This is a genomic window from Candidatus Uabimicrobium helgolandensis, assembly GCF_041508025.1.
GTDB classification, from domain to species: domain Bacteria; phylum Planctomycetota; class Uabimicrobiia; order Uabimicrobiales; family Uabimicrobiaceae; genus Uabimicrobium; species Uabimicrobium helgolandensis.
In genome coordinates, this window is the sequence record NZ_CP165719.1 from 5,789,362 (window position 1) to 5,806,190 (window position 16,829).

Below are 16,829 nucleotides of genomic sequence, written 5' to 3' on the forward strand. Positions count from 1 at the left end.
ATTTTAAGTAAATCTTATTCTTAGGGAATTGGCTTATAGAAAAGGAAATAGCAATGAATCCTTTCAATGAAAAGGTTGCACATCAATATAGCTGTTATGGCCGGTTTCACCAAGATAAAATTTCTTTTGTTGAGAAAGGTGAGAACGCTTCTCCACAAGCAGAAAAAGCTCATGACTTATTCCGTTCTAAAGTACTAAATACCGAGACACTATACAGTTGTTTAGGTGCTACTTCTACGTTTCGAAAAGGTGACTATCGCTTTAGCATGTATCCGAAGATGGCATCATTAGAATCTACAAAAGCTTTTAGCCGCAATTTATACCAGTTCATACAAGATCAAAATAATATGAGTAGTCGGTTATCAACGTATGTCGTGTGTTTTGAACAGCCAATTCCTGAAAGAGAACTTCACTTTGAAACTCTTCTTTGGGAGCAGCTACAAATGTTGCATAATGAAGACCATGGTTACCACACTTGGACACAAAATTTTAGCAGTGACCCAAGTAATCCTAATTTTGCTTTTAGTTTTTCCGAACGAGGTTTTTTTATCGTAGGCCTTCATTCTAAAAGCTCTAGAAACTCACGCCAGTTTGAATTTCCAACTATTGTTTTTAATGCGGAATACCAATTCCAACATCTCTTTGATACTAAACAGTTTGACAACTTTGTACGAATAATTCGCCAACGTGAGATAAAACTTCAAGGTAACATCAACCCTAATTTACCAGATACTTTTTGCTCAGAATCTTCGAGGGCAAAAGAGTATTCTGGCCGAGCTGTACCTCTTGATTGGAAGTGTCCATTTTCTGCAAAGACTTTGGCAAATACGGAATTAAGAACAGATGAGGAAGAAACGAACGACAGCTAAAAATAGTTTACCTTTATCCTATTTTCATTTTTGAGACAAGTAAAAATTCATCACCAATAATGAGTTATTTACATCAACTATCTTTACTCTGGTAGAGTTTTAAACTTTTACACAGATGTTTTTTTCAGCAGCGATAACAAAAAACTATGTTATCACAAACTTGCTCTAACTGAACAAAAATAACGATTAGGAAAACTTTATGTTAAAATTATCTAAATTTTTAGACTCTTTAGACCACATAGCTCAAGAATATGTTGAAAAAACAAGTCAAAAAAAACTTCTAAAACAAACAGGTTTGAGCAAAAAAAATTCGTTTGACTTGGTATTAACTAAGTTAGATAACAAATTACACATTGTTGTGTCTAGTCATAAATATTTACAAGATTGGCTGAAGGCCGATAGTAAAGAAGAGCAAAACAGTAATGAGCGCGTAACTATTGGGGCCACATCTGTGGCATTTATGGTTGCAGGAGGATTATATTACCCACCACTCTTAGTCGTAGGGCTAGGTCCTGCTCTTTACAATTTTATACCTCTCATTCAAACTATCAAGCAACAATCTAAAGAAAAACGCTATTTTACAACTCATACGACTTTCTTTGCTTTTATTCTTGCTAGCCTTGTAACACAGCAGTACTGGAGCTTGTGCTTAGTTTCTTTATTGTTGCCTTTGTCAGAAAAATTGATAATAAGAAGTGAACATCGCGCCGAAACGAACCTAACCTCTTTGTTTTCTCATAGTATCCAAGATGTTTGGATTTTGATTGATAGTCAAGAAGTTAAAATACCGATAGATCAACTAAATCTAGGAGATACCGTCGTTATTCAATCTGGTGAAACAATTCCTATAGATGGCAAGGTTGTATGCGGACAAGCGGTTGTAGATCAACATATCTTAACTGGGGAATCTCAACCTGTGGAAAAGGAAATCAATGATAGTGTGTTTTCTTCTACTTTTGTTTTTTCTGGAAAAATTTACGTTGAAGTTGAGACTATGGGTAAAGATACTATTGTTGAAAAAATTGGTGAAATGTTACACCAAACAAAGAGCTATAAAAATGAAATTATCTCACGCGGGGAAAGAGAGTGTAATCGCGCAGCTTTACCAATTTTAGTGGGAACAGCAGCCTCAATACCTTTTGTTGGTTTGAGCAATGCCTTAGCAATTCTCTGTGCTCCTTTTGGTTTTGCTATGTTTTTTATTGCCCCAGTAAGTATGCTCAATTTTTTAAACATTGCTTCGCAAAGTGGTATTTTTGTGAAAGATGGACGTTCTTTTGAAATACTTTCTGAAGTTGATACGATTGTTTTTGATAAAACAGGTACATTGACAGTCGAAACTCCCACGGTGTATAAGATTCATTTGTATAATGAGTATCAGGAAAATGAGATTTTAGCATATTCTGCGACAGCTGAATTCAAACAAACTCATCCTATAGCAAAAGCAATTATCTCGGAAGCTCATAACAGAGGCTTAACTTTGTTAGATTTAGATGACGTTTATTGCGAACTTGGATTTGGTATTCGTGCTATTGTATCTGACCAAGAAGTTATTGTTGGCAGTTTAAAGTTCTTAGAACAACAAAGTATTAAACTACCAGAAAAAATTTACAACAATATAGATGAATCTTATTCGGTAGTGTTTGTTGCTATTAATGAAGTATTAGCTGGAGCTATTGAGCTCAAAACTCATATAAGGAAAGACGTTAAGGAAACGATTGACTATTTAAAGAGAAATAATTATGATCTCTACATCATCTCTGGGGATCGTGATAAGCCTACCCAAAAAATCGCTAAAGAGTTAGGTATAGAAAACTATTTTGCCGACGTTTTGCCTCAAGAAAAGGCATCAATAGTTACGAATCTACAGCAACAAGGTAAAAAGGTGTGTTTTATGGGAGACGGGATAAACGATGCTATCGTTCTAAAAAAAGCAAACGTTTCTATATCTCTTCGAGATGCTTCAGGGATTGCTGTTGATAATGCTCAAATTATAATCCAAGGAGAAAATTTCAATCAAGTTCGGAAGGTAATAGAATTTTCCAATGAATACAATTCTAACGTTGATCGAACGAGTAGTATTGTAAATACCTTTGGTTGCTTTTCTATCGCAAGTGTATTTTTATTTTCACATGCCCTGATTCCTTCGTTAGTTCTTGCCGAAACAGGTTTTTTTATTGGTGTTGGTAATGCATTAATACCATGGTATAGATTCAACAAAAAAAATCGAAGTAAGTAATTATAAAAAAGGGTAGGTTTTATTATATAAGTAACACTTTAACGTATTTCATTCTAAAGTTTTTTTAACAAAAAACACCATTTCAAGCCATAAAGAACAATTTTTTCGAATACTCTATCTACGATTTATACATATAAGCTTCACCTTTGTGCAGTATGTTACACCAACAGCTATTTGTACCTTTACTAATAAAAATTTTAACTTCTTGCTATAGAACATTAGATAAAATAAAAGAACGACTTTACTCTGTTTTACAGAAAGACAAATAGTTCCATTATAAATTACGTTCTGATTTTTTCGGTTTACTATTTGAATTTACTATTGGGGGTATCAGGCCCATTCGTGTCAAAATTTACGGTTTAAGAAAAAAGTAACCATAAATCACTAACATTCTTCAACGAAGAACGTCTCCCCAAATAACTCCCACCAAAAAAAGTGTTAAACTGAAGTCTACCTCAAAATGATGTCAGGGTGTTCTATAAAATTGTGTCAGATTAGAGTGTTTATTTATCGGAAAATTTTCCTCAAGAGTGTTCATATGTAATTTTAGAAGTCTATCGCAGCATTTACGAATTTGATGCCAAAGCCAGAAAAAATGGTATGTCTGCAAAGAAAAGACTTGAATATCATCAGGAGAAAAGTGCGCCGATAATGGAAGAATTTCGTCTGTGGTTAAAACGACAGTTTGATGAAAAACTTGTTGAGGAAAATTCTGGTTTGGGTAAGGCCTATAAGCCGCCGACTTATTGTAGGGGAAAAAGCTAATATATCGCCATAGAAAAAGAGGAAAAAGTTATTGAGTTCCCTAAAATAAGCAGACAAATCTATGAAGTAAATTGATATCAAGAAACCAACCTCATTACCCCGCTATTTTAAAATAAAAAAAACCCCGCCTTTTTCAAAAATAAAAGACAAAATAAGTTACAATATTTACAGGTAAATGATAATACGGAAACTTGTAAATAAAGAGAAAAAGTGATAATAGTAAAACAAAAAATAAGTGTGAAAGAATATTTAGCACTTGGTTTATATGTATGGTTGGAAAAGCCAAAAAAATGTCCAACATGTAAAACAGAAAACAGCCTAAAAAGAATAGGCTATTACACGCGTTGGATATGCGGAAAATCAGAAGAAATATTAGCGCGGATAGGTCGAGTTCAATGTAAAAATTGTAAAATAAGTCACGGGCTGTTACCATGGTTTTTAATACCGAGAAAGCAAGAGACAACGGAGATAATAGCAAGATTTTTGCAATTTCGGATATTAGAAAATATGACGCTAAAAAAAGCAATGGAAGAGTCGGGATCAAAAAAAGCGTTACGGCAAAAGGGAGCAAAATGGATAACGAAACTTTGGGAAAAGCGCAAGAAATTAAAAAATTATATGGCAAGTATATTTAATAGATTTTCAACAGTGATGAACAAAATATTAGATGAGAAAAGAAAAATATTATACCCGCTGATACATTTGATATTCGAAAAATCTCCAGATATTTCGGTAACGTTATCATATCACAATGAAAGATTTCACAAAGAATTAAACCAGCCTTTAATATAAAGGCTTCCTCAAAAAAAACCAAACCTTTTAGACAATTCAAAATTTAACTCAAAATAGTAAAAAAATAGTGCGTAATTTTTTCCATAGCAGAAAATGAGACAATTTTTTTGCGAAATATTTAAGGAAAAATGGAAGTAAATTTATGTAAAAAGTCGAGAGAAAAAGAAACACACTGCTGTTGCCTTTCAGATTTTGGGAGAAAAGGTTATCTTCTAGCAAAACATTAAATTTGATTTGCAGAAAGGTAAAAATGAAAGAAAACCAACGGCAAAAAATATCGTTTTTTCGTTATCAAGTAATTGCGCCAATTTTGAATTTGCCAGCAGAATGTTCATTACAAGAGGCGATAAAAGAGTTAGCAGAAAAAGAATACAGTGTGCCAGAAAGCCTTTATCCAAAGAAATTTTCAGCTAAAACGATAGAGAAATGGTTTTATGGTTATAAAAAACGTGGTTTAGATTTTTTGAAACCAGCAAAAAGAAATGATAGAGGGGAAAGTAAGACAATTGTGGGTGAAGTAGCAACGGAAATTGAAAAAATGTTACTGGAAAGACCGAGTTTAACAGGAGCAATAGTTCTCAAAGAGTTAGAAGCAAGGGGCTTGGTGAAAGAAGGAGAAATATCACTATCAGCCTTTTATCGTTTTCGTCGAGGAAGAAAACTGAACAAAGAAGATGTTGCGAGACTGAGTAATTTTAAGGCATACGAATTTGAATTCCCTCAAGATTGTTTTCAAACGGACGTAATGTTTGGTCCAAGTTTAGCAACGAAAAAAGGAACAAGAAAAAAGACATATCTAATAGCAGTAATCGATGATTGTACAAGGGTTGTGACTCATGGACAATTTTACTTTGAGCAAAACTTGGCAACATTTGTAGATACATTAAAGTGAATTAGTTATGATTTAATCTGACACTTTTGGAAATATCCTTACAAAGTTAATAGATCTATTACTTTTAATAATATTAAAGCTTATGTTATTGAGTTACTACTCAGTGATCGAGACTCTGATCTCGTTATTGATGAACTTACTCAACTCTTTCTTTCTACTCCTACATGTGTTCGAAAAAATCGTTCTCGACCAAGAGAAACAACTATTCGAAGGCAAGCAAATTACTATAAGAGAAAGCGAAAAAACATTTATTAATACTTCTTATTTCAATGGGCTTGGGCCGTAGTATGGATAAGTATCTACATCTAAATGTTATCAAAAAATTTGATAACCTTGAGCAACTAGCTAATCACTATCGGCTTCCCCATATCTCTATAGACGAAACTGTAAAAGAATATAATCATTTTGTTGATTGTGGTAAAGATAAGCAATTTGGCAAAAATATACCACAATCAGCACAATCAATAACTCCACCATTTTATACAATTCGTTTATGGCCGAAAGTTCACTATGCAATGGGAGGATTGAAAATCAATGATTGTGGACAAGTTTTAGATAAAGATAATCAGCCTATTCCAAAGCTTTATGCTGCAGGGGAAGCCACTGGTGGAGTTCATGGTGCCTCACGTCTCAGTACTTGCTCAATCATTGAATGTTTAGTTTTTGGTAGAATTGTTGGTGCAAATGTTAAAAAGCGTAATTAATTGATATTTGACATTGAAAATTAGAGTATCCACATTTGAATGTGGATACTAATGCGATTTAGAAGATTTTAGACCAAATGTGGGTCAGGCTGTTTTGCTTTCCAGCGTTTATGTAAATCTGGTTTTCCAAGAAACAAATCTCTACATAAAGCATTTTTCATGGCCCATTCATGTCCACATACTTGTTCAGGAAGAGTCATTTGAAAATCATAATTGGCTATTCTCTGAAATAATTGTGTCGAAGCTTCTGTTGCACTTATTTTGTTATTTTTAAAATCGATTATAAAAGTTTCGCAATCCTCGAATAGAGATCTAAATCCAGGATCTTCAAAACGAGAGGTAATTGGGTCATGAACTGGCTGCCATTTAGAACGTTTTCCCATAAACAGATAGCTTCCTAAGTTTGACTCCGTAGTTCCCACACCAATCGCCCAAACTCTCATCCATGCATTCCACAAATCAAAATTAGCCCAAGAAATAAAAGCGCAATGTACAATTCGATCAGTAAAATCTAATATCTTATGTTGTAGAGCATCAATGTGCTCAAATCTTTGCATGCTAAAATCATCTTCTGCCAAAGATTCTAACAGTGTCTCTGCAATTACATCAATGGTCTCTAAAGTACTAGAAAAGCCTCTAGAAAAAAGGGCATCTACAAATCCAGCAGCATGAGGAAGTAAACAGTAACGATGACCAACTGTTGCGTGAGAAGAATATTGCAATCGTCCAGTTTTTATCCATGGTCTAACCGCTGTAGCTTTGGCAAATTGTCTTGCTACAATAGGTATTTTTTGGAGAATTGATTGAAATTCTTCCTCACCGCTTAGATTTAAGTCAGGAAATTTTTTGGAATCTAAAGTAAGTCCAACACTAGTTAGATTGTTGGTTGCTTGGGGATGATTGCCAAATGGAATGACCCAAATCCATCCACTCTCAAATAAGTGATGCAGAGTTCCTTGACACCAAGGAATAGACAAATTTTCATTTTTCTCAAAAGGCAAAACTCCTTGCATATGTGTAAATATACATCGCGAGTGATGCTTAGGTTTTGGAGTCGCATCGCGAAGGGTAAATTTTTCAGCTAATAAGCTCCTATAACCACTACCATCAACAATATACTTGGCGCAAATTTCTTCGCCATTATTAGCGGTGATTTTGACCTGTTCATTAATTTCTACGGATATTACAGGCGTATCTTCTTTCAAAACAGCGCCATAGTTAACCGCTATTTTCGCCAAATGAGTATCTACTTCTTGGCGAAACAAGTGATTTTCGTCGCGCCACACATTGCCAAACTGAATGTCATTATTGGAATTGTAATTTTTATCAAATTGATGATAAGTAAAGCCAAAAATTCTTTTAATGCCACAACAATTACCAACTATCTTTTGAATACCGGCTGGAGAATTGAGTCCGAAGTTGGCTAATTCTGGAATTTCGTACTTACGAGAGAGCAGTGAAAAAAATTGAGATGTTAAAGGAACTGTAGACTCTCCGATTGCAAATCGCGGATGAGATTTGGCATCAATAATCACGACTTTCGCACCTTGTTTAGCAAGAATCATCGCCAAAACAGAACCACCAAACCCACTACCCAAGATCGCAACATCAAATTGAATTTGTTTATGTTCCATTTTTCGCCCGCTCTACTAATAATATAATTTTGTTCACATTTTCAAAATTTTCAACATAGAATTCATTTAGTGGAATTTCAATTGCAAATTCTTTTTCCAAAAAATCAATCAACTTTAAAAAAGCCATAGAATCTAATATTTTCGATAAATCAGTATCTGACGAAAATCCTCGCGAATCGTTATCGAGAAATTTTTCTAAGATGAAATTTTTGATAACTTCTTGCATATTTCTTTATCCTTGCTTTCAACAGGTACGGTTGAATGAAGTAAACCTATCAGTAGTGAAGATTGATTTATAACTGCCGCACCAAGTAAATTTATATTAAAAAACATTAAAGCAGGCAATGTAATAAATCCCGGGGTTATTGATATTTTAAATGATTGCGCCATGCGCTTTTCAAAATCTTTCGATATTTCTAAAAGCAAACGTAGTTTTCCAATATCAGGATCATTAAAAATAATTTGCGCTGTATCTTGAGCAATGCTCGACGCCCCACATAACGAAATAGAAATATTTGCTTGTTTTAGAGCAATGGTATCGTTGATACCATCACCAATAAAGCATACATTTTTACCTTGTTGTTGTAATTCTTTAACGATTTCAGCTTTATTTTGTGGTAAAGTTTCAGCAAAATAATTGTGAATGCCTAAACCATTAGCTAACTTGCGGGTCGTATTTTCTTGATCACCAGATATAATATAGGTGGTTATGTTACTTTGATGTAAATACTCAATCGTTTTTTTAACTCCAGAACGAATATTTGTACATAATTCAATGCCCCCAACAAATTTCTGATTAATGGCAACCATGAGCAAAGAACGATCATCAACTAAATCTCTGATATTTTGTGGAACATCAATTTTCTCTAGATCCATGAAACGCAAACTACCAACTAAAATGGATTTATTACTAACCTGGGCTTTTATACCATAACCTATTTCATAACTCGCATCATCGATAGCGGGAATAATAATTTTACGTAAGCGCGCTTCGTGTAAAATGGCTTTAGCAATGGGGTGGCATTGTTTATGCTCTGCCGCCGCTGTATACATAATCAATGCATCCTCGTCATAATCACTATTTAAGTAAATATCTCCAATGGAAGGTTGTTCAAGAGTTAGGGTTCCTGTTTTATCAAAAATGACAGTATCAATACGATATAAATCTTCTAAGGTACAACCATCTTTGATGAGAATTCCGCAATCTGAAATACTTTGAAGATAAGTAAGAACATTTAAAGGACCAAATATTCGCATATAGTACCCAAAAGATAAAGTTAAAACTACTAATGCTGCGTGAAGGCCAAAAAGAGGAGCGATAATAGCTCCTAAAACTAAAGTTGGAGTAACTGCTTGATCGCTTATTCTTTCGCCTCGAGATTGTTGATTACTGGTATAACTCACTGTTTTTAACAACACTTCGCGAATTTGGGCAGCAGCAACCTCTATTCCAGCTTTTTGCGTTTTGATATAAATTTTACCTGAGAGCACTGTCGAGGACGCATAGACAGTATCTCCAACTTCTTTTTCTAATGGCTGCGATTCTCCTGTAAGTTTATGCTGGTCAACTAAAGACATGCCACGTATAACAACTCCATCTACTGCTATTGTCTCGCCAGACTCTACAATTAAAATGTCGTTCTTTTTTATATCCTCAAAAGGAACACACACCTCAACCTCATCTACGAAAATCCAAACATTGTTAGGCTTTTCGCCAAAAATTTCAAAGAGTTTGCTTTCGCTTTGATCTTTTGTTTTTAGTATTAATTTTTTACTAACAGCACTAAAACACAAAACTATAGAACCTACAATATAAAACTGAAGATACAGTGCTCCTATCCATAAAGTAGTATCCAAAATAGCAGCATTAGAAAAGGAACCATCCTTTATTTTTAAGATAGATTGTTTAAAAAGCGGCATAACTAAATATAACATTGGGATAACAGATACAACAGCTAGTGGTGGAAATACCAAAGTTCCAGTAACTGCCACTGATAATGCCGTAAGCGATATCATTAGGTCTCGATGTGCGATTTTTTCATGTTGACGATAAACTTTATTTTGGATAGGTTTATTATCAATGATGGCGCCAGCGACTTTTATTATTTGTCGTGACCATATATTCGCCTTTTTTTTTATAACACCAATGTTGCTCTTAACAGAAGAATTTGTGTATCTATGCTTTTCCATATAACCAGCAACAGAATTATCTAGTTTTTGTAATGCTGTATCTAACTTGTTTGCCATTAAGGACAACATTGTTTATACCTATCTATATTTTAGAAATTAAATATTCAGCTGTTTTCAAACACCCTTTGTCTGTTAAATGTCCCGGATCTGAAAAAAGCCATTCTGATGAAGTAAAAACTTCAGGTAAATCCAAAAATTCTATTTTCAAATCTTCACATATTTCTCTTAATCCGCCAACATAGCCTTCTTTAACATCACCAAGTATATGCCCAAGATAGTAATTGGGAACTTTAGCGTAGATACTAAAAAGTTTTTTTTCTTCCTGTGATAGTTCCTTGTCTACCCACGCAGCAAAAGGTTGCAAAGCCAAAATTATTTTGAAACCGTAAGTATTTTGTAAAGCCTTCCAAATACTTAAATCTCTTCTGTAAATATTTAATGCCTTTTGGTAGTCAGCTTTTGTATTTATTGTATTAGAACTGTTATTAAGGCCAAGAACATCAAGTTTATCCGATATACCTTGTTCTTTGTCACGAAATACTCTTTGGAAAATGTATTGCCCGTAAAACCACCCCCATGCAGGGTCATATTCTTCAGCGAGAAACAAACCGAAAAGGTTTGATATTCCACCAACAAATACTACATAATCTAAATTTTTTAGTGTTTCGAGATACAACTGCGAAAGAAATAACTCCTGAGTTGAATTGTAACCTCTGCCAGCAAAATTAAACCATGTAACATCACCAATACTATTTAAATAACTTGTAATACTATAGCGATCGTGGGTTGCACCTACACCAAAAGCAGTTGAATTGCCAAGAATAATTCCCTTTGGTTTAGGATGGGCAACAAATTGATCATAAGAAATTCTGTTGTCATTTTTATCATAGGTCCAACGAAAACCACGTTCGTCGGTATTGCATACTTTGGTGCGTAAATTAATTTGGTTAAAATACATCACGTGTGGTTGCCAATAGTACAAAACTTTGTCATAGTGACGCATTTGTGGCGTAATCCGGTAACGAGCAATTTGGTCTAACATATTATTTTCCTAGCAAAAATTTAAGGCCGAATGTTATGGCAACTTGCTATCAACATTATAGCGAGACATATGACAGCCATTTAGATAGCGTGTTCCAGATTCGAGACTGTATGCTGTTCTTCCGTGTACCATACGATGGTTATCTAAAACCATGATCATGCCAGATTCCAAACGAAAACGAATTTCAAAATCAGGTGAGGTAAGAAGCTCAAAAAATTGTTTACGCGCTTGGTAAAAAATGCTTAATATACTGGGATCTAATAACGGTACATAATCAACGCGATCATGAAATGTAATACGTTGATATTTACCGTGTTCTATCTGTATAATAGGTGCCCAATTTTCTAGTTTATAAGAAGAGTCAGAAAAATAGAAACGTACTTTTGTAGTTGTTAAAACCTTAAAACCTTCAGGATTGATTTTTTTCAATTCTTCTGCTACACGAAAGCCATCAACTAGTGTCGAATTTCCACCTTTAACACTATTTTCTACGCTATGCAAAAACTCAATACCAGGTGCTGGTCTTCGATATGGGCTGTCTGTGTGTGGGGCAAGAATTTGTGGTTTGTAAGATAAATCATTACCATCTATTTTAAATTGAATATCAAATACCTTACCGAAGTTAGTATCATCAATAGGACCAAATTTTTGAGCAAAGCGTTCTAGTTCATCCTTATCGCAAGGAGCACCTTTGATCAAAACAAATCCAAAAATAGCTATTTTTTGGGTTAGACGCGATATATCTTCTGGAACATTTATATCGTTATAGTCTTCTTGCGGAAGTTTTTCTATTTTCGCATCCCACAAAAAACTCTTAATAGGTTTGCGCCAGCGATTGCACACTTGATTTTCTTGTATCAATGCATCTGGTTCTAACAAACCTTGGTGACCATCACTAAAGCTAAGCTCAATTTTGTGAGAAGTGTTGAAACAGGCACTTGCAATATTGACATCTAAATCACCACTACTGGGACTATACAATCGTTGTTTTGTTGCCGGATCCAGACATTTTTGACAATTGCAACGTTCACGTAACCATAGAGGATGAATGGCAAAAGATTCATTGCCATTGGAAAAGCTAATTGTATTCTCTTGTATTTCAATACAACAACTGCCATTGCTGTACTTGTTTTCGGATTTTTGTAGTTGGACTCTGTCAGCTTTACCATTACTATTTTTGGGGATTTCATTCATAATTTTAAATGAGCAAGGAACCATATAGTTAGGTATATATTTGGCACAATGCAATTTTAAATATATAGTATTTAAATTTCCCATGTTACCAGATACATATGCTACAAGCCTTGCTTTTCTTTCTTCAAAAAGAACAACACACTCTTTAACATATTCACTTTGTAGTATAGCAGTTTCTACTTCACTTAACTCAATACGATATCCGCGTAGCTTGATTTGGTGGTCTTTACGACCGCAAAAAACATATTCATCTCCTTTTAAAGTTACTAAGTCTCCTGTTGCATGAATTTGTTGGCGATGATTTTGAAAATTTACTTTATCATAGTGTTCCCAGTAACCAGGGGTAACACATTCGCCAGTAACGTATAATTCTCCTTGTTCTCCGGGTTGAATAAGTTGATTGTTTTTACCAAGAGCATATACTTTAATCCCTTCAATAGCTTTGCCTATTGGGATGGTTTGAGCCTTATCTTCGCCAACAGACGAGACTTTGTAGTATGTGCAAACATTGGTTTCTGTTGGTCCATAAAGATTATAAAATTGTGCTGTAGGCAAACACGACTTTAGTTGACGTAGGTACTTTATTGGGAAAACTTCGCCAGCAAATAGTATATAACGTATTGAATTTAAAGGCTTTTCATATATAGCTTTAGAAGAAACAAGCAAAGTCAAAATACTAGGTACACAGTAAAGAATCGAAATACGATGGTCGGATATAACTTGACATATATGATTGGGATTGATAATACTACGAGGAAAGAGAATCAATTTTGCACCTACGGATAAAGTAACGTAGATATCAAATACTGATAAATCAAAATGAAATCCAGCAAGACTAAGTAATGAATCATTATCAGTCACTTGAAACGTTTGTAAACACCAATTGACAAAGAATTGAGCATTTGAATGAGATATTTTAACACCTTTGGGAGTACCTGTTGAACCAGAAGTATAAAGGAGAAATGCTAAATTTTCGTTGTTAGTTTTGGCAGTAACAAATGCACTAGAGTTGCTTATATCAATTTGAAGTTTATTTTCATTAATTTTTATACCTATACAAGCCTCTAGAGAAGGTGGTAAAGATAAGTTTTTCTTACTATCTAAATGAAAAAATAGTATAGAAACACTACAATTTTTTAAGATATAGTTAATCCGGTTATCTGGTTGTTGGTAATCAACAGGGACATAAATAGTCTCACTTTTTAGTGCTGCTAGCATACAAATAACAAATTCTATTGATTTTGGTAAACAAATTGCTACTCGTTGTCCTTTTTTTATCCCTAAATGTTTAATTGTATCAGCAACCAGTGAAGATTTTTTGTCGAGCTCGCCGTAAGTAATGGTTTTATCACCATGAACTAAAGCGATTCCCTGGGGATTATTTTTTGCATAATCTTGAAATTTAGTATAGAGTTTCACTATTTAAGTTCCTTCTTTGAATGTATATTTAGCAGTAGAATTTTATCTTAAATCGAAGAAAATACAAGAACTTTATAGTTCTGTAAGATAGTAATCATCAGTGGGCTGTAGTGTATAATTTAGTTGACAACTTTAATAATAATTAGAGAATAGATCAATAAATTTTATATTTTAACTTCTAGGCTCTGTTGACATTTGATACGAAATATTGTAAAACGCTGTCAGTTAAAGCCTGAAAGGCTAATATAATATAACCCAGGGTAAGCGAAGCGCCACCCTGGGTTGTAAGAATAAAAGAAGCTCTGAAAGAGCGAAATAATCGTTTTATGTAAGCCTTTCAGGCTATTCATTTGGACGATTTTGACTCCCTGGGCGCTACGGTTGACTTAAGGACGTAGTTTTCGAGCGCAAAACATTTTAAATCAGTAACTTATGCCGTTTTAAAAAAGAGTATTTCATGCACGTTGGCAAAATCTCAAGTAACAACATTTTCACTTCAATCTTACTCTTGGCGGACAGCCAAGTATTGCAAAGATCTGAAGCCGAAATCTCTTATTTAGACTTAGCTAAGGTACCTATATAATAAGCGTTTCAGCTCGAAAGCCATGCTCTTAAGTCAACAGTAGTCGGGCGCTACGCTTGCCCTAGGCTGAGATATTTCGCTCCTTCGGAGCTTTAAGACAGCTATGTCATTCAAGACTACAATGAGTCACCTTGTAAGTGCTTAAAACTTTGTTTTTTCTGACTTTCAATTTTATTTGTAACTCTGAAATCTCAGCAGTTTGTCAGATAGCAATTTTCAAAAAAACTTTCTATTCTCTGTTCATAAATTATTTCATCATCACTTTATAACGTTTATGTTATTGACAAGTCAATAACATAAACGTTTAGTCGTGACCTTCTGGATCATTTTTAAAATAAAGGATTCAGATACGTTGATTATTTTTGACTTTTTTGTAAGCATTGATTTTACTGATTATTGAAATTTGCTATCTGGGAGCTTGTAACCATTATGGAAAGTATATTATGAATTTTGAATGGACAGAAGAACAGCAACAATCTTATAGAAATGCAGTATTGTTTGCTCAAAAAAAACTCAATAAAAAGATAAAAAATGATCCAGAAAATTTTATGCGATGTTGGAAGTTGTGTGCTGAGTACGGCATCCAAAGCTTGTTGTTACCAGAGTCAGAGATCGATTCTTTAACAGTAGTTACTATTCTTGAAGCATTGAGTTATGGCTGCGAGGATACAGGCTTTTTATTTTCGATTTGTGCTCACATGTTTGCGTGTATGAAGCCTATTTTGCTACATGGTAGTGAGCAACAACAAAAAAAATACATACCGATGCTAGTAAATGGTTCGTCAATATGTGCCAACTGTATGACTGAACCTGGAGCAGGATCTGATGCGTTTAGCCTTTCAACAATAGCTATTCAAGAAGGAGATTACTACGTCTTAAATGGTAGTAAATCTTACAGTTCCAACGCACCCATTGCTGATTTGTTTGTACTTTATGCTACAACAAATAAAAAAAAGGGTATTCTTGGTATCACAGCTTTCATCGTTGATAAAAATGATAGCAACGTTAGTTGTAGTAAACCCTATAAAAAAATGGGTTTAGAGAGTTCGTTTATGGGTGATGTTTTTTTAGATGATTGTAAAGTACCAGTTGCTAATCGAATTGGTAGAGAAGGAAAAGGCGCACAAATTTTCACAGAATCTATGGAGTGGGAAAGATCCTGTCTTTTCGCCATTTATTTAGGGTCCATGCAGCGTCAGCTAGAAGAGTGTATTAGCTATAGTAAGAATCGCAAGCAGTTTGGAGAAAGTATTTCTAAATTCGATTCTGTGGCACATAAAATTGCTGATATGAAAATACGACTGGAAGCTTCAAGATTACTTTTATACAAAGCTGTTAGTCGTCTTGGTTCAGAAGGTGCGTTACTAGATGCTGCTATTGCAAAACTATTTGTAAGTGAAGCAGCAATCCAATCAAGTTTAGATGCCATTCAAATTCATGGTGCCTATGGCATTATGGACGAATCTGGGATTACACAATATCTAAAAGATTCAATTCCAGCTAAGATTTTTTCTGGTACTTCTGAAATACAGAGAAAAATTATCGCACAAGAGCTTAAATTATAGGTTATTTTCTGAAAGATTTTATTTCAATATTAAATTCTTTTTTTGCTAAATGCTGTGCGGATTGAGAGCCTGTTACAAAATTAAAATAGTAGTGAAATCAATAGATCCATCAATTACTCTATAAAAAAATTAGTCAAAGGAGTAAAGACGATGGATCGCAAACAGTATAAATCAGATTTAAACGGACTACAATGGGAAACCTTATCAAAATATTTTGATAAAGTAGAAGGAGCGGGTAGGAAACCCAAGTATGAACTACGAGAAATAATAAATGCAGTAATGTATATGACAAAAACAGGTTGTCAATGGCGAATGTTACCAAATGATTTTCCACCGTACTACAGGGAAGCATAACTTTCGGGGGCAACATATGTTTTATGAAACAGAGCTATATTTTTTAAAAGTAACTCTGGTATTTTCTACTCTTTCCTGCGGAAATTTTTCAGTAATATCTTGCCGCAGTTTCACGAGATCAATATCGTCTGAAGCTTCGAAATCAATAAAGAATTGGATGAGATCTGAGTGAAAGTCAAGAGCTTCGCGGAATTCATCACAATCCATAGGATCTTCAAATTCCTCCTCGACTTCACGTAAAGACCAATATTCCAATCCGCCCTTTTCTTGATATTCAAAAGTATAGATTTCTTTTACTATATCGTTATTCTTTGGCTCTGATTGATTAACTGCTATGGTTTGCTCGGCCTTTATCTATTATAAGATCGGGATACCAATCTTTAAAGTATCTATCAATTCACCATTTAGGGTTTTTGACCTTATCTGTATTAACAGGTGTACACCTTCTTCTGACCATTGCATTTGTTGTTTTTTAGAAAATCTCTTTGCTAAAAATGAATTTACAGTAGATTCAACAAAAGTAGTAGAAATAGGATACCCAGCCCTCCATATTTTTCCATAGTTCGGAATCATCGGACTATTCCGTT

At 34.3% G+C, this 16,829-nt stretch carries 15 protein-coding genes; 8 read left to right on the forward strand and 7 right to left on the reverse strand.

Annotated features, from left to right (window positions below; genetic code table 11):
• The first annotated feature begins 53 nt into the window (after nt 1–53).
• The 6 genes from gntA to UABHE_RS21375 all read left to right on the forward strand — a co-directional run bounded on the left by gntA (nt 54) and on the right by UABHE_RS21375 (nt 6,261).
• The gene (gene gntA / locus UABHE_RS21350) at nt 54–869 is read left to right on the forward strand and encodes a guanitoxin biosynthesis heme-dependent pre-guanitoxin N-hydroxylase GntA (RefSeq protein ID WP_372365315.1); all 816 of its coding nucleotides are present in this window, start codon (nt 54–56) and stop codon (nt 867–869) included.
• A 199-nt stretch (nt 870–1,068) separates the two neighbouring features.
• The gene (locus UABHE_RS21355; RefSeq protein ID WP_372365316.1) at nt 1,069–3,108 is read left to right on the forward strand and encodes a heavy metal translocating P-type ATPase; all 2,040 of its coding nucleotides are present in this window, start codon (nt 1,069–1,071) and stop codon (nt 3,106–3,108) included.
• Nucleotides 3,109–3,708: 600 nt separating this feature from the next.
• Nucleotides 3,709–3,873, forward strand: coding sequence for a hypothetical protein (locus UABHE_RS21360; protein ID WP_372365317.1), 165 nt, complete (start codon nt 3,709–3,711; stop codon nt 3,871–3,873).
• Between the two features lie 210 nt (nt 3,874–4,083).
• On the forward strand, nt 4,084–4,665 hold the full coding sequence (locus tag UABHE_RS21365; protein WP_372365318.1) for a DUF6431 domain-containing protein: 582 nt from the start codon (nt 4,084–4,086) through the stop codon (nt 4,663–4,665).
• A gap of 250 nt (nt 4,666–4,915) precedes the next feature.
• Nucleotides 4,916–5,557, forward strand: a complete 642-nt coding sequence (locus tag UABHE_RS21370) for a helix-turn-helix domain-containing protein (RefSeq protein ID WP_372365319.1) — start codon at nt 4,916–4,918, stop codon at nt 5,555–5,557.
• A gap of 287 nt (nt 5,558–5,844) precedes the next feature.
• Nucleotides 5,845–6,261, forward strand: a complete 417-nt coding sequence (locus UABHE_RS21375; RefSeq protein WP_372365320.1) for an FAD-binding protein — start codon at nt 5,845–5,847, stop codon at nt 6,259–6,261.
• 68 nt (nt 6,262–6,329) lie between these two features.
• On the opposite strand, the gene UABHE_RS21380 is transcribed toward UABHE_RS21375, so the two are convergent.
• From UABHE_RS21380 to UABHE_RS21400, 5 genes are read right to left on the reverse strand one after another with little or no spacing between them, the layout of a single operon-like run.
• A complete protein-coding gene (locus tag UABHE_RS21380; RefSeq protein WP_372365321.1) occupies nt 6,330–7,895 on the reverse strand; it encodes an NAD(P)/FAD-dependent oxidoreductase in 1,566 nt (521 codons plus the stop codon).
• Nucleotides 7,885–8,121 (reverse strand): acyl carrier protein, encoded by a 237-nt coding sequence (locus tag UABHE_RS21385; protein ID WP_372365322.1) that lies wholly within the window; start codon nt 8,119–8,121, stop codon nt 7,885–7,887. The genes UABHE_RS21380 and UABHE_RS21385 overlap by 11 nt, the downstream gene beginning before the upstream one ends.
• Entirely contained in the window at nt 8,091–10,154 is a 2,064-nt protein-coding gene (locus UABHE_RS21390) for a heavy metal translocating P-type ATPase (RefSeq protein ID WP_372365323.1), read from the reverse strand. Before UABHE_RS21390 ends, UABHE_RS21385 begins: the two co-directional genes overlap by 31 nt.
• Before the next feature lie 13 nt (nt 10,155–10,167).
• On the reverse strand, nt 10,168–11,127 hold the full coding sequence (locus UABHE_RS21395) for a hypothetical protein (protein WP_372365324.1): 960 nt from the start codon (nt 11,125–11,127) through the stop codon (nt 10,168–10,170).
• Nucleotides 11,128–11,160: 33 nt separating this feature from the next.
• Complete coding sequence (locus tag UABHE_RS21400; protein WP_372365325.1) at nt 11,161–13,740, reverse strand: amino acid adenylation domain-containing protein; 2,580 nt, start codon at nt 13,738–13,740, stop codon at nt 11,161–11,163.
• 1,026 nt (nt 13,741–14,766) lie between these two features.
• Here UABHE_RS21400 and UABHE_RS21405 point away from each other — a divergent pair.
• Both UABHE_RS21405 and UABHE_RS21410 read left to right on the forward strand, forming a co-directional pair.
• On the forward strand, nt 14,767–15,888 hold the full coding sequence (locus UABHE_RS21405; protein ID WP_372365326.1) for an acyl-CoA dehydrogenase family protein: 1,122 nt from the start codon (nt 14,767–14,769) through the stop codon (nt 15,886–15,888).
• Between the two features lie 150 nt (nt 15,889–16,038).
• Nucleotides 16,039–16,242, forward strand: a complete 204-nt coding sequence (locus UABHE_RS21410) for a transposase (protein ID WP_372365327.1) — start codon at nt 16,039–16,041, stop codon at nt 16,240–16,242.
• 21 nt (nt 16,243–16,263) lie between these two features.
• Here the strand turns inward: UABHE_RS21410 and UABHE_RS21415 are convergent, their stop codons facing one another.
• Both UABHE_RS21415 and UABHE_RS21420 read right to left on the reverse strand, forming a co-directional pair.
• On the reverse strand, nt 16,264–16,497 hold the full coding sequence (locus UABHE_RS21415) for a hypothetical protein (protein ID WP_372365328.1): 234 nt from the start codon (nt 16,495–16,497) through the stop codon (nt 16,264–16,266).
• Nucleotides 16,498–16,599: 102 nt separating this feature from the next.
• The gene (locus UABHE_RS21420) at nt 16,600–16,815 is read right to left on the reverse strand and encodes a hypothetical protein (RefSeq protein WP_372365329.1); all 216 of its coding nucleotides are present in this window, start codon (nt 16,813–16,815) and stop codon (nt 16,600–16,602) included.
• Nucleotides 16,816–16,829: the final 14 nt, after the last annotated feature.

Coding starts and splice junctions, on each gene's coding strand:
- UABHE_RS21380 (WP_372365321.1), bottom strand. CDS start 7,895: ATGGAACATAAACAAATTCAATTTGATGTTGCGATCTTGGGTAGTGGG.
- UABHE_RS21385 (WP_372365322.1), bottom strand. CDS start 8,121: ATGCAAGAAGTTATCAAAAATTTCATCTTAGAAAAATTTCTCGATAAC.
- UABHE_RS21410 (WP_372365327.1), top strand. CDS start 16,039: ATGGATCGCAAACAGTATAAATCAGATTTAAACGGACTACAATGGGAA.
- UABHE_RS21405 (WP_372365326.1), top strand. CDS start 14,767: ATGAATTTTGAATGGACAGAAGAACAGCAACAATCTTATAGAAATGCA.
- UABHE_RS21420 (WP_372365329.1), bottom strand. CDS start 16,815: ATGATTCCGAACTATGGAAAAATATGGAGGGCTGGGTATCCTATTTCT.
- UABHE_RS21390 (WP_372365323.1), bottom strand. CDS start 10,154: ATGTTGTCCTTAATGGCAAACAAGTTAGATACAGCATTACAAAAACTA.
- gntA (WP_372365315.1), top strand. CDS start 54: ATGAATCCTTTCAATGAAAAGGTTGCACATCAATATAGCTGTTATGGC.
- UABHE_RS21370 (WP_372365319.1), top strand. CDS start 4,916: ATGAAAGAAAACCAACGGCAAAAAATATCGTTTTTTCGTTATCAAGTA.
- UABHE_RS21360 (WP_372365317.1), top strand. CDS start 3,709: ATGTCTGCAAAGAAAAGACTTGAATATCATCAGGAGAAAAGTGCGCCG.
- UABHE_RS21395 (WP_372365324.1), bottom strand. CDS start 11,127: ATGTTAGACCAAATTGCTCGTTACCGGATTACGCCACAAATGCGTCAC.
- UABHE_RS21355 (WP_372365316.1), top strand. CDS start 1,069: ATGTTAAAATTATCTAAATTTTTAGACTCTTTAGACCACATAGCTCAA.
- UABHE_RS21375 (WP_372365320.1), top strand. CDS start 5,845: ATGGATAAGTATCTACATCTAAATGTTATCAAAAAATTTGATAACCTT.